The following is a 14,346-nucleotide window of genomic DNA, read 5'->3' on the forward strand; positions in this document are numbered from 1 at the left end:
GCTCCTTCTACTCAACGAGTTGATGTTTAAATGCATAAATAACCGCTTGTGTACGATCTTGTACATTTAGTTTAGATAATATATTGCTGACATGTGTTTTAACTGTTTTCAGTGTAATAAACAACTCATCTGCAATTTCTTGATTAGACTTACCTTTAGTGATTAACAATAAGATTTCTTTCTCACGCTTGGTTAATTCCTCATGTAGAGGTGTTTCTTGTACGCGTGTTAAACGTTTCATCATTTTACCGGTTACCTCAGGCTCCAATACTGAATCGCCCTTATAAGTCATTCTGATAGCGTTAGCGATTTCTCGTGCTGCTGATGTTTTTAACAAGTACGATTTAGCACCTGCCTCTAATGCCGGATAAACCTTCTCATCATCAATAAAACTTGTGACAATGATTATTTTCGCTTCAGGCCAGGCTGACATTATCTCACGAGTTGCCTCGATACCATCCATCTCATCCATCACTAAATCCATTAAAATAATATCAGGTTTTAATGCCAATGCTTTTGCGACACCTATTTTTCCGTTTTCAGCTTCACCAACCACTTCGATATCTGATTGAACAGCTAAATAAGCAGAAACACCCATTCGTACCATTTCATGATCATCTACTAACATTACACTAATCAATCGAATCACCTTCTACAATCGGAATTTTTATTTCAACACTCGTCCCTTTATTAGGAAAACTAATAATTTTTAAAGTCCCACCAATTTCATTGATTCGTTCATGAACATTTTGAAGTCCATATGAACCTGGATTAGCATTGAAGTCTTTCACTTCGAAACCCTTACCATCGTCAACGACACGTAAAATAGCAACATTTTTAACTTGTCCAAAATAGACGCTTAAGTGATTTGCTTTTGCATGCCGCATTGTATTGCTAATTAATTCTTGAACAACCCGAAATAAATGATTTTCCAAAGCGGGTTGAAACGCAATCGGTTCAATTTTCCAAGTCATCTCTAAAGGTAATTTAGATTGTAGCTCACGCAATAAACCTTCAATTCCTTGTTGCAATGATTTTCCTTCAAGCAAAACAGGACGAAGGTGTAATAATAACGCACGCATTTCAGATTGCGATTCATTAATCGTTTTTTCAATCATTTCTAACTGTTTGGCGATCATCGGTGGCAATGTTGAGTCATCAACCGTCTCATTGACAGCCGATAACATCATCGTTGCAGCAAAGAGCTGTTGGCTAACCGAGTCATGTAATTCACGAGCCAAACGCTGACGTTCATTCATTAATATCTCTTCTTTTGTTTTCGCAGACAATCCGCCTTCTGATTGCTCAGAAAGTTGTTGTGAGGCAAGCACCTGACGTTGATAACGCTCTTGTAACTCTGTAATTGAACGTTGAATCCACTGTATTTCCTTAAAATCGCTCGTTCGCTCAGTTTCTTTGTTTTCAACTAAAGGATTAGCCACACGAATTTGTCGTTCGACATTATCCAATTGTTTACGAATATTCGTTGCGACGACGCCTCCAATGACAACACCAATTACAACAGCTACTACTATTAATAAAACACCGAGTGGTAAACCAAAATAGGCTTGTTTCCAAAATACTTGATTAAGTGTTAATGATGTTGTTGCAATCAACGTGATTAGGGTCCCTAAAGTCATGCCAACCATTGCTAAAAGACCAATGATAATTCCGCCTTTGAACAAACTCATACGTGCATCACCTCAAGTTCACCAACAATAACCGAAACAACTAGTTTAATTTTATAAGTTGCCTCATGGTAATTTTCGGAATAGTGCACAAGCGTTTCCTGTCTCAGCGTTTTCACAGCATCACTTTCAGGATAATTCAGTTGACCAGAAAATGCAGAATAATCTAATGCTACGCCAACGTCTACTGGTACAACAATACGCATATCACCAACAAGACCTCGAATTATCGCTGTATTTTCACCTGGGGGCAACACTGTATTCCCTAAATCGATGATCACATCACCAATACCAAACTGAATATTGATATCATTCCATTCGAATGGTGATTCACCGAAATGGTACTCACCAATTATTTTATTTTTTGATACAACAGTATCTTTATGAATAGCTTCAGCTTCTTTTATTTGAACTGATATTAAATCAGCTGTGCGTTTCATCTTCAACAAATGACGAATAAAGACGATTAGAACAATTAAAACACCAATACGAAAACTAATCGTTCCACCAATCGCTAATATAATACACACTACACCTGCCCAAAACAGAAAACTACGCTGTCTTGTATGATTTAATTTGTTGCGGCGGTGCATCAAAAAAACAAGTGAAAAGCCAACAATTAACAATATGAACAAACTGCGTTGAAAAAGCAATTCAACGACTGTTGCAAGCATAAAGATCATTAGTAATCGTGCATAAAGTTGGCGTTTACCTTTCATTCGTTTACCTCCTTAAACATACTCTCGTTTAAGTATATGTCTTTTGCTCTGTTTTGTAGCGACCCCTACGACTGATTATCACTGCGACTTAGGACTGATTTATTCACCTTCGTCTTCAGTAGTAACCTCTGTCTCAGTTTCACTTACAGGTGCAACAAGTTTCGTCCACCCATCAGCTTGCGTAATTTTACGGCCTTTCATTAGTTGGCCTAACGCGCGTTTAAATTGCGCTTTACTAATACCAAATTTAGCTTTAATTTCATCAGGTGATGATTTGTCAGTATAAGGCATTTCACCATCCATACGAACTAAGTAAGCTTCAATCATACCTGCATCTTCGCCTAATGCTTCATGCGCACGTTTACGCAATGATATATTTAAAGATCCATCCGGACGAACAGCTACAACACGTCCATTAACGTATTCGCCTAAACGCGGTTCAATGTCACGTTCTGTTTCATGCACAAATGCTAAATAAGCTTCGTCAGTAATTAAGAAGCTTCCAGAACGAATTAAGCGATAAATAGTTCCTGAAATATCAGTGTTCTTCAATTCAGGAGCCGCTTTCTTGATTGTCGTTTTAATAACTTCTTCTGTTGCAAGAACGCCCCATAAACGATCTTTTTGATCAACTCGTAATGACAGCAGTAAACGATCACCTTTTTTAGGCCATATTTGTTTAAGTGGTGGCATATCATCCATTGATACAACAATATCTTTTGGTAAACCAATATTTACAAACACACCTAAATCACGACGAACAGCTACAACTTCACCCCAGCTATAACGACCAATTTGTACCTTTGGAATAATTGTTGTCGCTACAACACTTTGATCTTGATCATTTAGAATAAAGACTTCTAACTCTTCCTCAAGTTCAACTGTTTGATCTTCTTTTAGATATTCGCGTGGTAATTTGTAAACATCCTCGTAACCATCTGCTACAAATATATTTTTTTCATCCATATTTTTCACAACAACTTTAAGCGTTGTACCTAAATATTTTGTTTGTCCGTAATTTTCCATTTCTCGTCACCCTCTCAACTCTTTCATCCTTTATTATAACTTACTTTTAAACGGATTACATTACTCTATCTAAAACTAATGATGAGCATTACTAATTTTCGCTCACCCCTTGAGTTTAGTGTATAATACAAAGTAACACTAAAACTACGAAAAGAGGTGACAGAAACAGCTGTTTCATGACAGGTGTTTCATACAAAATGAAACAAAATAATTTTATTCCTGGTGTTATCACTGGTTTAGTACTGGGACATTTAGCTTATCATTACGTAATAGAACCTCGTAAGCGAATAGACCCTGAACTTGTACTAAATTCTTTGAAAGCACAATTAAAAAATACTCACCCGATTAAAAATTCATGGATTTCTTATACACCGGAAAATTTCAAACATCATGGTGTTATTACCGAAGTCTATCGCGGCGGTCTAGCAGATGATCTTTTTACAGATCGTTACGAATTTGTCGCTGAATCTAAATCAGGCACTTTAATCGACCTCTATAAAGTTATCTAACGTAAAAAAGAAAACAGGCTGTTGTAGTCGTATTTTGACTACTCCAACCTGTTTTTTATTATTTAAATTGAACTTCACAGCGATAAATTGGTTGTCCTTTAGCAGAAAATTTTTGTTCATATTCTGTTTGGACATTACCTTCCATTTCTGATTGATGCAAGTCAAGACTCAAATATTCTAAACTTAAACCAAAGTTAGTAAAACTGATTAATGAATATTCAAACAAACCACGGTTATCTGTTTTGAAGTGAATTTCTTTACCTGTTTCTAATACATCTTTATACGATGTTAAAAAAGGTGCAGATGTCAGACGACGTTTTTCATGACGTTTTTTAGGCCATGGATCTGAAAAATTCAAGTAAACCTGATCGATTTCACCTTTTTCAAAAAACTCGGAAACAAGGGCACCATCTGTCGGCAACAATTTTATATTCGTTAGTTTCTTATCAATAATTTTATCTAATACATCAATCATGACACTCTTTTGGATTTCAATACCCAGATAGTTAATGTCTGGATGCAGTTCAGCCATACCTGTGATAAATTGACCTTTACCAGTTCCTATTTCAATATGAATAGGTTGGTCGTTGCCAAACAGTTGAGACCATTTCCCCTTCATTTCTTCGGGTTTCATAATAACGTGTTCAGGATGAGACTCAAGTTTTTCTTGAGCCCACGGTTTATTTCTTAAGCGCATTTTTATAACTCCTCATCATTTAATACTTTTTCTAATTTGATTAACCATTTATTCATTTCATTTAAACGGCCACTATTATGCTTTGTTTTAATCGTTAAAATAACATTGCATAACATGTACCATTTCAATTTGACTTGCAACAATGGCGTCATGCTCATTCCATATGTTTCGAGCCATTTTGACCAATTTTCTTTGGGTATGTATCGATACAATAACATGCTTAAATCAACACTAACATCTGATAAAACAGCCCCGTCCCAATCAACAAGAAACAGCTCATCTTCATCAGATAGCAGCCAATTGTTATGATTAACATCACCGTGACAAACAACTGCAGTCATAGCACTAGCAACAAGTGTTTGGTTACTTTCAAGATAACGTAACGCTTGCTTAATTTGAGGATGTAAGCTCAATACATCAGCCATATCTGTTTTGACATGCGTTAGCCAATCATTGGGATACATCACATGCGCATCAATTTTTTTCAATAAAATATTGAGTGCGCGTGAGGTATGAATGCGTTGCATCATATCAATCACACGTGGGCTTGTCATTTCCTCGTGAGTGAATAAATGACCATTTGCCCATTTTTGAGCAGTAATGACATCACCATTCTCTAATCTTTGCGTCCATTTTAAACGAGGCACAAAACCTTCAGCCGATAAAACTGCCAAAAATGGTGTTGAGTTTCTCTTTAGGAAAAACTTTCCTTCATGATTTGTTGCAAAATATGCCTGACCGGATTCACCACCTGCTGGCTGTAAATCATCCCATTGTCGACCTAAATAATTTGTCATCCGTTTTGTGCCCCCCTTTCACCTAATAATAACCAACCACTCAACTTTAGCTAGGGTTGGTTTATTGCTGCTAGTATTCCAAAACAATTATTTGGATACTTTAATCTGTGAAAAAAAGCTTAATGTTTTTTCTTTAACAAAATAACATCTTTCTTTTATTTCGCAAACATAAACAACCAACCATCTGAAATTAGCGGCTGTTTTCCCCATTCTATTTACTCTACTTCTATATTCTAAAGCGTTACGTAGGTTTCGTCAAGACAACAAACGTTCGTTTTATTAAAACAATGCTTTGTCACTGTTATCATTTTTTTCATAGACTTTTATTCTCTCAAAAAAAAGCTTATCACTCTTATAAAGAGTAATAAGCTTTTAAATCGAATGAAAATAACAATTAATATTTTAATTCTAACAACGTAGCCAAAATACTATTTTTACAGCATCCTTAGTATTTGTCTTCCGGCTCAAACTGTCGTATTAAGCTTTTCCACATTCTTGCTCAATTCTTAAGTCGTAACGACGTTGAATTTCAGCAGTAATCAGACCACGTTTACCATTACCGACAGGTTTTCCATCAATCTCAATAATTGGTGTTGCGTCATGTCCCGTGCTAGCAAGAATTGCTTCATCTGCTTGGAAAAGCTCATCAAGCATAAAGGCTTCTTCTTTTACAGGGATATTTGCATCAGCAATAGCATCCATAATCACCATACGTGTTATACCTGGTAATACGAGATTTGTTAATGGATGCGTTTTAACAACGCCATCTTTTACAATTAAGAGCGTAGAAGCTGAACATTCAGTAACAAGGCCATCACGGTGAAGAATCGCTTCTTCCGCACCAACTTTAGCTGCCTTTGTTTTTGCCATGCAGTTACCAATTAAGTTAAGCGTTTTAATGTCGCAACGTAACCAACGCACATCATCAGCTGTAACTGTTGATACACCTTCTTCTAACATCGCTAAATCACGTTTATAGATTTTTGTATGACCTGTTAAAACAGCTTCTACATCATCAGGAAAAGCATGATTACGGGGTTCTTGCACCCCACGAGTTAGTTGGAAATAGACGTGTCCGTCAACAACATTATTAGCTTTAATTAAATCATAGATTAATGTTGTTAATTTTTCACGATCATAAGGCATTACTAAATCCATTTTTTCTGCACTTGAATAAAAACGATCCATATGCTCTTTTTCAGTAAACAATTTACCATTTAAGACACGAATGACTTCATAAATGCCATCACCGAATTGATACCCACGATCTGAAATGCTAACATTTGCATCTGCAGAATTAATAATTTGATCCTTTACTAATACTTTCATCGCATTCACCCCTTAATTTAAATTGTTTTATTTTGCTAATTCGTAGATTGCTTCTGCATAAATAACAGAGGCTCTCACTAAATCTTCCCAAACTGAATATTCATTTTTTTGGTGCATTGTATCTGCTGCACCTGGGAATGCTGCACCAAAAGCAACTGCTTCTTTCAAATAACGGGCATATGTTCCGCCACCAATTGAAAGTAATTCTGATTTAGCACCTGTTTGTTTTTCATAAACTTTAGCTAAAGTACTCACCAAGAATGAATCCCCATCTACATGTGAAGGTTTTTCATCTTCAAATAAAGTGATTTTCCCATTAAATGCCAATGCTTTTTCAGCGATAGTATTTTTAGCTTCGGTCATATCAAATGTGTAAGGGTAACGGAAGTTAAGGCCAAATTTACCACCATCTTTGTTAAATGATAATAAACCAACATTCATTGTAAGATCCCCTGATTCATCCTCTGCTGCGATACCAAAGTGCTCAGCACGAGAATCTTCATACAAGTATTTCATTGCAAACGAAACAAAATCGTTAGCAGAACCTGCAATGTCATAGCCAGAAAGGAATTCGAGTAACGCTAAACCAGCATTAACACCCTTACGTGGTTCCATTGCGTGTGCTGATTTACCAATTACTTGGATTTTCACAGTATCGTTTTCAGCGACAATGTTACCTTCAACATTGTTATCTTCAATATATTTATTGAATGAAGCAACCATTGCAGCTGTATCACCCACTTTATTTAATGTTGCTTTTGCATCTGCAGCTACCATGTTATAACGTTCACCTGAAATAAATTCAGCTAATTCAAACTCACATTTTTCAGCAAGCACTTTATTTTCAAATGAAACATCAACAGATGAAATACCTTTTTCCGTGTTAATAATTGGAAATTCTGCATCAGGAGCAAATGCAATTGTTGGCATTTCTTCTTTTTCCAAGTATGTTTTTAGGCAGCTCATACCGCTTTCTTCATCAGAACCGATAAATAAACGAATACGTTTTGAAACGGGTAATCCTAATTCTTTAATAATTTTCATACCGTAATAAGCAGCAATTGTTGGACCTTTATCATCACTTACACCACGTGCAAATAACTTACCGTCGCGCATTTCTGGTTCATAAGGTGCAGAATCCCAACCGTCACCTTCAGGGACAACATCAACGTGTCCAAGAATACCCACGATTTCTTCGCCTTGACCAAACTCAATATGTCCGGCAACATCTTCAACTACTTTTGTTTCAAAACCATCTTTTTGACCCATTGTCATCATGAAATCCAAAGCTTCTTTTGGACCAGGGCCGAATGGTGCACCAGCAACTGCTTTCGCATCGTCACGTACACTACGGATACGTAAAAGGTCTTTTAAGTCTTCCAACATTGCATCTTGTCGAGACTCTACCTCGTGTTTCCAATTAACGTTTGTCATTTCTATCTCCCCATTCTTTATACATTCATCAATATTATTGATACTCCTCCATTTTACACGTTTTCAGATGATTAATCTAATTTTTTTAACATCTCTACCCTTATCAATTTTAATTAGCGGAAATAGCATTATACTAGTAGTGAGACTACTTATAAAAAGGAGGATAATCCTATGACTACAATTAGCTTAGATAATATTCAACCCCTTATTCCTGAACGTCTTTCCAATTCCTATAAAGGCAGCTACGGCCAGATACTTATTATTGGTGGCTCAGAGCGATATGGTGGTGCGGCGATGATTGCCGCTGAAGCCTGTGTGAAAAGTGGGGCTGGTCTAACTACTGCAGCAGTTGCTCAAAATGTTCGTTCATCGTTACGTTCACGACTCCCCGAATGTATGACCTTAGACTTCACAGATTTACCTGAGGTATTATATGCTGTAAAAAAAGCTGACACCGTATTAATTGGGCCAGGTTTAGGTCTAGATAATCATGCTAAAAAGGTGTTTGAAAAAGTATGTCACGTTATCCAACCTCATCAAACATTAATTTTAGATGCGGATGCCCTAACTTTATACAGTTTGATGGAACCCCAGATTAATACTAAAAAACGGATTATGACTCCTCATTTAGGCGAATGGCGTCGATTGGCCAAAAAGAGTTTAAAAGCAGAAACCGAAGAGACTTTATTAGCTGATCAAAAACGTTTAGAACCAATCCTTGTCATTAAAAGTTCACGCACCCGTGTCTACTTCGACAACACGGCTTATCGTTATACTGTTGGTAATCCTGCCCAAGCTACCGGGGGAATGGGGGATTGTTTAGCGGGTATCATTGCAGGGCTTTCAGGGCAACTCGCTTCACCGCTCGATGCTACTTTAGCAGGCGTCTTTATTCACAGTGCTATTGCTGATGATTTAGCAAAAAAACGTTATGTTGTTTTACCTACTGAAATAATAAACACTCTGCCTTTTTATCTCAAAAGTTTGAGCCTCAACTAATTTTCTTCAAAAAAATAGGCTGCTTGCCCTCTATTAAAAGAGAGCAAGTAGCCTATTAAGCGTTTATTATTGTGCAGAACGTTCAGCTGAAATAAGTGTATTTTCTAATAACATTGTAATTGTCATAGGTCCCACTCCTCCAGGCACTGGTGTGATAAAACCAGCAACTTCTTGGCAATCATCAAAATCAACATCACCACAAAGTTTATTATTTTCATCACGGTCCATTCCAACATCAATGACGATGGCACCTTGTTTAATGTGTTCTTTCTTAATAAATTTAGCAAGGCCCGTAGCAACTACTAATATATCAGCGCGCTTCGTAACACTTGGTAAATCTTTCGTCCGTGAATGAGCGATGGTCACTGTTGCATTTTCTTGCAATAATAATTGCGCGACTGGTTTCCCAACAATATTACTACGCCCCACAATGACAGCTTCTTTACCTTCAATTGATTCACCAGTAGATTTAATCAAACGAATGATTCCTGCTGGTGTACATGGCACAAAGGCCTCTTTACCAATAGATAAATTACCGACATTAATCGGGTGAAAACCATCCACATCTTTAGTTGGATCAATCGCGTCAAGCACTAAATCAGAATCAATTCCAGTTGGTAACGGTAGCTGCACCAATATACCGTGCACCGTTTCATCCTGATTTAATTTTTCGACAACAGCAAGTAAATCAGCTTGCGTCACTGTTGCATCAAGGCGAATAACTTCAGAATTCATCCCTGCATCAGCTGTGCGCTTTTCCTTATTGCGAACATAGACTTGCGACGCTTGATCCTCACCTACTAAAACAACTGTTAAACCTGGTGTAATACCTGTTTTTTCTTTGAATTCTGCAACGCGTTTGGTAATTGATACTTGTGTTTCTGCTGCAATTTGTTTTCCATTGATGATGTGACTCATTGTTTGCCCTCCACTCAATTCGGTTAATTGTATTCGTATCATTCTTTATCAAACACTAACACACGCTTTTTTTATTAAATTGTTTCAGCGATGTTAGAAATAACACCGTTAACAAATTTACGTGATTGATCATCACCAAATAAACGTGATAAATCAACTGCTTCGTTGATTACAACACTCTTAGGTGTTTCTTTGTCGAACATCAATTCATATGTCGCAATACGTAAAATAACAAGATCTACTTTGTTAATTCGCTCAATACGCCATTTCACTAAATGTTCTTTAATTTTTTCATCAAGCTCTGCTTCTTTGGCTAAAGTCCCTTTGACGATTCCCATTAGGTATTCGTCTGGCTCAGAGATTACATTGTTTACAGCCACTTCGACAGTTAAAGCCTCATCAAAATTAAATTGGAATAAGATTTGAACTGCTTTCTCTCGTGCTTCACGTCTTTTCATAGCTTCTACTTTTCTCCTCTATTTGCACAGCATCTGCGATTAATGACCGATGTCATGCTTGGCAATTTGCACATCAATTACATGAACATTGACTTCTCTAATATCAAGATTAGTCATTGTAAATATTGTTGATTGAACATTTTCTTGTACTTTTTCAGCAACAAGTGGCAATGCTTTTCCATACGCAACGGTAATATAAACATCAACAACGATTGCATCGTTTATCATATCTATTTTAACACCTTTTGTATAATTTACACGACCAAATTTTTCTGCAAGGGCATTGTAGAACGTGCCATGCATCTCAACGACACCATCAACATCACTAGCAGCAATACCTGCAATCACACCAAGAACTTCTGGTGCCACTTCAATTTGACCTAATTCTTTCGGCTGTGTTTGAGTACCTATCATTTGAATCACCTCCCGAATTATTACGCGTTATTATTCATTACATCATAGGTTTCTAAAAATTTCGTGTTAAAATCAGCATCGATAAATTTTTCATGATTCAACACACGTTGATGGAAAGGAATGGTTGTTTTAACTCCTTCAATACTGAATTCAGCAAGCGCTCGTTTCATACGCGCAATTGCTTCTTCACGTGTATCACCATGAACAATGAGCTTAGCAACCATTGAATCATAGTAAGGTGGAATACGGTAACCAGGGTAAGCGGCTGAATCGACACGTACGCCGTAACCGCCTGGTGGTAAGTAGAAATTAATTAAGCCAGCTGAAGGCATAAAGTTGTTTGTTGGATCTTCTGCATTAATACGACATTCGATTGCCCAACCATTGCTCTTCAAATCTTCTTGTTTCACACTTAATGGGTTATTATTAGCGATTGAAATCATTTCTTTAATCAAATCAATGCCATAAACCATTTCAGTAACTGGATGCTCTACTTGGATACGCGTGTTCATTTCCATGAAGTAAAACTTGTTTTGATGATAATCAAAAATAAATTCGATTGTTCCTGCACCTGAATAATTTACAGCTTGGGCAGCTTTAACAGCAGCGTCACCCATTTCAGCACGTAAATCATCATTCAAGGCTGGCGATGGACATTCTTCAATTAATTTTTGCATACGGCGTTGAACTGTACAATCACGTTCACCAACATAAACTGCATTCCCAAAGTTATCTGCCATTACTTGAATTTCTACATGACGGAAATCTTCAATGAATTTTTCAAGGTAAACACCTGGGTTACCAAAAGCAGCGGCTGCTTCTTTTTGTGTAATTGTTACGCCTTCGATAAGCTCTTTCTCATCGCGTGCAACACGAATACCTTTACCGCCACCACCTGCAGTTGCTTTGATGATAACTGGGTAGCCAATACCTTCAGCAACTTCGCATGCGTTCTCGATACTTTCAACAATTCCCACAGAACCTGGAACGACTGGCACACCAGCTGCACGCATTGTTTCACGCGCTTCATCTTTAGTACCCATTTGTGAAATAGCTTCTGGTGAGGGACCGATAAAGATCAGTTTACACTCGCGACAAATTTCAGCAAAATCAGGGTTCTCAGATAAGAAACCATAGCCTGGGTGAATCGCATCACAATCAGTAAGTTTTGCAACGCTGACAATGTTGCTTGTGTTTAAGTAACTTTCTGTAGATGGTGCTGGACCAACACAGTATGCTTCATCTGCTAATTGTACATGCAATGCATCTTGATCAGCAGTTGAATAAATCGCTACACTTTCAATACCTAATTCTTTACAGGCACGAATAATACGAACAGCGATTTCTCCACGGTTAGCAATTAAAATACGCTTAATCATTTTTTTCGTCCCCTTTAATCTTCTTTAATTTTAAATAACGGTTGATCAAATTCTACAAGCTGACCACTCTCAGCAAGAATTTCGACAACTTCACCACTAACATCTGATTTGATTTCATTAAATAATTTCATTGCTTCAATTATACAAACAACTTGGCCTTTTGATACACGATCGCCAACTTTTACAAAATCAGGTACATCTGGGCTTGAAGCGCTGTAGAATGTTCCTACCATTGGTGATTTAATTGCAGTTCCAGCTGTTTCTTGTGGTTGTGTAGCAACAGGTGCTGCTGGCGCTTCCACTGCTGGTGCTGTTTGTTGTACTTGTGGCGCTTGAACAATTGCAGCTGGGGCAGCTGTTACGAGTTGTTCTTCTTTTTTAAGTGATAATTCCCCTTGCTCTGTTTTGAATTTAAACTCTGTTAAGCTCGACTCATCAACTAACGAAATAATTTCTTTAATCTCTTTTAACGATAACATTATATGCACTCCCTTAATTTTGTTGTTTAGTTTACTACATAAAATAATGACATGATTGCAGACTGAAGACAAACGTCAAATGAAGTTGCTCCTACTTGTTTACTCGGTTTTTTCTACCCCAAATTCACACGTGGCCCCTGGCAATTCAACGTTTCCATTCAGTCTTCCTAACTTATAGAAGCATTGCTCAAACATACATTTTATTCTCTATAAGTTCAATGACTTCTAATATACCATTAAAAATGTACATTCATCGATTAATTTTAGCACATTTTTACATATTATAAAATAAAAACTGCCCTTTATCTTTTAACTTAGATAAAGAACAGCCTGAATTTTGGTATTTAAAAGTGATGTTTATAAGATAATCAAATCTTTTGGTGAATGTGTTAAGACCTCAATACCATCCGTTTTGATAAGGATATCATCTTCAATACGCACGCCACCGATTCCCGGTAAATAAATACCTGGTTCATCTGTAATAATATTCCCCGCTTCTATCACATGCGGTGATTTTGCTGAAGCATTCGGTCCTTCATGAATTTCTAGTCCAATACCGTGACCTAACGAATGTCCAAAGGCTTCGCCGTATCCTGCTGCTGTAATTACATCACGTGCAATTTTATCAATCTCGATACCTGTTTGACCAGCACGAACTTGATCGATCACCGCTAAGTTTGCTTTAAGTGTTACATCATAGATTTCGCGTAACTTATCGCTTGGTTCACCAACCGCGATTGTACGTGTCATATCCGAAACATACCCATTGTAATAACAACCAAAATCAAGCGTAACAAAATCACCTGTTTCGATTATTTTATTCGATGCGACACCATGTGGCATTGCTGAACGATGTCCAGATGCTACGATTGTATCAAACGATGCACCTGTTGCACCTTGTCTCATCATATTAAACAATAACTCATTCGATACTTCTTGTTCAGTTACTCCTGGACGAATAAAATCTAAAATTGCACTAAACGCGTTATCACTAATAGCGATAGCTTGTTTAACGACTTCTATTTCAGCAGCATCTTTCACCATACGTAATGCTTCAAAAAGACCACTTACTGGTTCAAGATTAACTCCAAATGATTTCACTAATTCTTGTTTTAATGTCACAGTTACATAATCCGCTTCATAGTGTAGCGTTTTCAATTGATGCGTTTGTAAACATTTGTTAGCTTCTTCAAACATTGACGAATGATGCTCTACGACTGTAAATTCACTACATTCAGCAGTCGCCTGTTCAGTATAGCGGAAATCCGTAATAAAGTAAGCGGCCTCCTGAGTAATAATTGCAATACCAGTTGATCCAGTAAAACCTGTCGCATAGCGCAGATTATAAGGACTTGTCACAAGTACGGATTCAATCCCTTGTTCGTCCATTTTCTTGCGTATTTTCTCTATTCTTTGCATGATAACATCCCCTTTATCTTTAGATATATACTGCTTCAGTATACCATATTTTAGTCCTGTTAGAATATTCTAACAATACTT

At 37.1% G+C, this 14,346-nt stretch carries 16 protein-coding genes; 2 read left to right on the top strand and 14 right to left on the bottom strand.

Features of this window, described 5'->3' with window-relative positions; translation table 11 throughout:
- Positions 1 to 7: 7 nt before the first annotated feature.
- The 4 genes from V6S17_RS08565 to V6S17_RS08580 form a co-directional block, all read right to left on the bottom strand.
- On the bottom strand, positions 8 to 640 hold the full coding sequence (locus tag V6S17_RS08565; RefSeq protein WP_029092237.1) for a response regulator transcription factor: 633 nt from the start codon (positions 638 to 640) through the stop codon (positions 8 to 10).
- On the bottom strand, positions 633 to 1,691 hold the full coding sequence (locus tag V6S17_RS08570) for a sensor histidine kinase (protein WP_029092238.1): 1,059 nt from the start codon (positions 1,689 to 1,691) through the stop codon (positions 633 to 635). The genes V6S17_RS08565 and V6S17_RS08570 overlap by 8 nt, the downstream gene beginning before the upstream one ends.
- Positions 1,688 to 2,407, bottom strand: a complete 720-nt coding sequence (liaF, locus tag V6S17_RS08575; protein WP_029092239.1) for a cell wall-active antibiotics response protein LiaF — start codon at positions 2,405 to 2,407, stop codon at positions 1,688 to 1,690. The genes V6S17_RS08570 and liaF overlap by 4 nt, the downstream gene beginning before the upstream one ends.
- Positions 2,408 to 2,506: 99 nt before the next feature.
- A complete protein-coding gene (locus V6S17_RS08580; RefSeq protein ID WP_029092240.1) occupies positions 2,507 to 3,433 on the bottom strand; it encodes a CvfB family protein in 927 nt (308 codons plus the stop codon).
- A 197-nt stretch (positions 3,434 to 3,630) separates the two neighbouring features.
- Here V6S17_RS08580 and V6S17_RS08585 point away from each other — a divergent pair, with 197 nt between their 5' ends.
- Positions 3,631 to 3,942, top strand: a complete 312-nt coding sequence (locus V6S17_RS08585; RefSeq protein WP_106786833.1) for a hypothetical protein — start codon at positions 3,631 to 3,633, stop codon at positions 3,940 to 3,942.
- 58 nt (positions 3,943 to 4,000) lie between these two features.
- Here V6S17_RS08585 and trmB read toward each other — a convergent pair whose 3' ends face one another.
- From trmB to pepV, 4 genes are all read right to left on the bottom strand, one after another.
- On the bottom strand, positions 4,001 to 4,639 hold the full coding sequence (gene trmB / locus V6S17_RS08590; protein WP_029092241.1) for a tRNA (guanosine(46)-N7)-methyltransferase TrmB: 639 nt from the start codon (positions 4,637 to 4,639) through the stop codon (positions 4,001 to 4,003).
- 2 nt (positions 4,640 to 4,641) lie between these two features.
- On the bottom strand, positions 4,642 to 5,436 hold the full coding sequence (locus V6S17_RS08595; RefSeq protein WP_029092242.1) for a phosphotransferase family protein: 795 nt from the start codon (positions 5,434 to 5,436) through the stop codon (positions 4,642 to 4,644).
- Positions 5,437 to 5,913: 477 nt separating this feature from the next.
- Positions 5,914 to 6,765: a D-amino-acid transaminase gene (gene dat, locus V6S17_RS08600; RefSeq protein ID WP_029092243.1), complete on the bottom strand. Its 852-nt coding sequence runs from the start codon at positions 6,763 to 6,765 to the stop codon at positions 5,914 to 5,916.
- Positions 6,766 to 6,792: 27 nt separating this feature from the next.
- Positions 6,793 to 8,199, bottom strand: a complete 1,407-nt coding sequence (gene pepV / locus V6S17_RS08605) for a dipeptidase PepV (RefSeq protein WP_029092244.1) — start codon at positions 8,197 to 8,199, stop codon at positions 6,793 to 6,795.
- A gap of 171 nt (positions 8,200 to 8,370) precedes the next feature.
- Here pepV and V6S17_RS08610 point away from each other — a divergent pair, with 171 nt between their 5' ends.
- Positions 8,371 to 9,198 carry an NAD(P)H-hydrate dehydratase gene (locus V6S17_RS08610; protein WP_029092245.1) on the top strand — a complete coding sequence of 276 codons (828 nt, stop codon included), beginning with the start codon at positions 8,371 to 8,373 and terminating at the stop codon, positions 9,196 to 9,198.
- A gap of 66 nt (positions 9,199 to 9,264) precedes the next feature.
- Here the strand turns inward: V6S17_RS08610 and folD are convergent, their stop codons facing one another.
- The 6 genes from folD to V6S17_RS08640 all read right to left on the bottom strand — a co-directional run bounded on the left by folD (position 9,265) and on the right by V6S17_RS08640 (position 14,265).
- The gene (folD, locus tag V6S17_RS08615) at positions 9,265 to 10,116 is read right to left on the bottom strand and encodes a bifunctional methylenetetrahydrofolate dehydrogenase/methenyltetrahydrofolate cyclohydrolase FolD (protein WP_029092246.1); all 852 of its coding nucleotides are present in this window, start codon (positions 10,114 to 10,116) and stop codon (positions 9,265 to 9,267) included.
- A 74-nt stretch (positions 10,117 to 10,190) separates the two neighbouring features.
- Positions 10,191 to 10,574, bottom strand: a complete 384-nt coding sequence (gene nusB, locus V6S17_RS08620) for a transcription antitermination factor NusB (RefSeq protein WP_029092247.1) — start codon at positions 10,572 to 10,574, stop codon at positions 10,191 to 10,193.
- 39 nt (positions 10,575 to 10,613) lie between these two features.
- On the bottom strand, positions 10,614 to 10,988 hold the full coding sequence (locus tag V6S17_RS08625; RefSeq protein ID WP_029092248.1) for an Asp23/Gls24 family envelope stress response protein: 375 nt from the start codon (positions 10,986 to 10,988) through the stop codon (positions 10,614 to 10,616).
- Between the two features lie 20 nt (positions 10,989 to 11,008).
- Positions 11,009 to 12,367: an acetyl-CoA carboxylase biotin carboxylase subunit gene (accC, locus tag V6S17_RS08630; RefSeq protein ID WP_029092249.1), complete on the bottom strand. Its 1,359-nt coding sequence runs from the start codon at positions 12,365 to 12,367 to the stop codon at positions 11,009 to 11,011.
- A 14-nt stretch (positions 12,368 to 12,381) separates the two neighbouring features.
- Positions 12,382 to 12,846 carry an acetyl-CoA carboxylase biotin carboxyl carrier protein gene (gene accB / locus V6S17_RS08635; RefSeq protein ID WP_029092250.1) on the bottom strand — a complete coding sequence of 155 codons (465 nt, stop codon included), beginning with the start codon at positions 12,844 to 12,846 and terminating at the stop codon, positions 12,382 to 12,384.
- 357 nt (positions 12,847 to 13,203) lie between these two features.
- A complete protein-coding gene (locus tag V6S17_RS08640) occupies positions 13,204 to 14,265 on the bottom strand; it encodes a M24 family metallopeptidase (protein ID WP_036027606.1) in 1,062 nt (353 codons plus the stop codon).
- Positions 14,266 to 14,346: the final 81 nt, after the last annotated feature.

Source organism: Brochothrix thermosphacta DSM 20171 = FSL F6-1036, assembly GCF_036884295.1.
Taxonomy (GTDB): Bacteria; Bacillota; Bacilli; order Lactobacillales; family Listeriaceae; genus Brochothrix; species Brochothrix thermosphacta.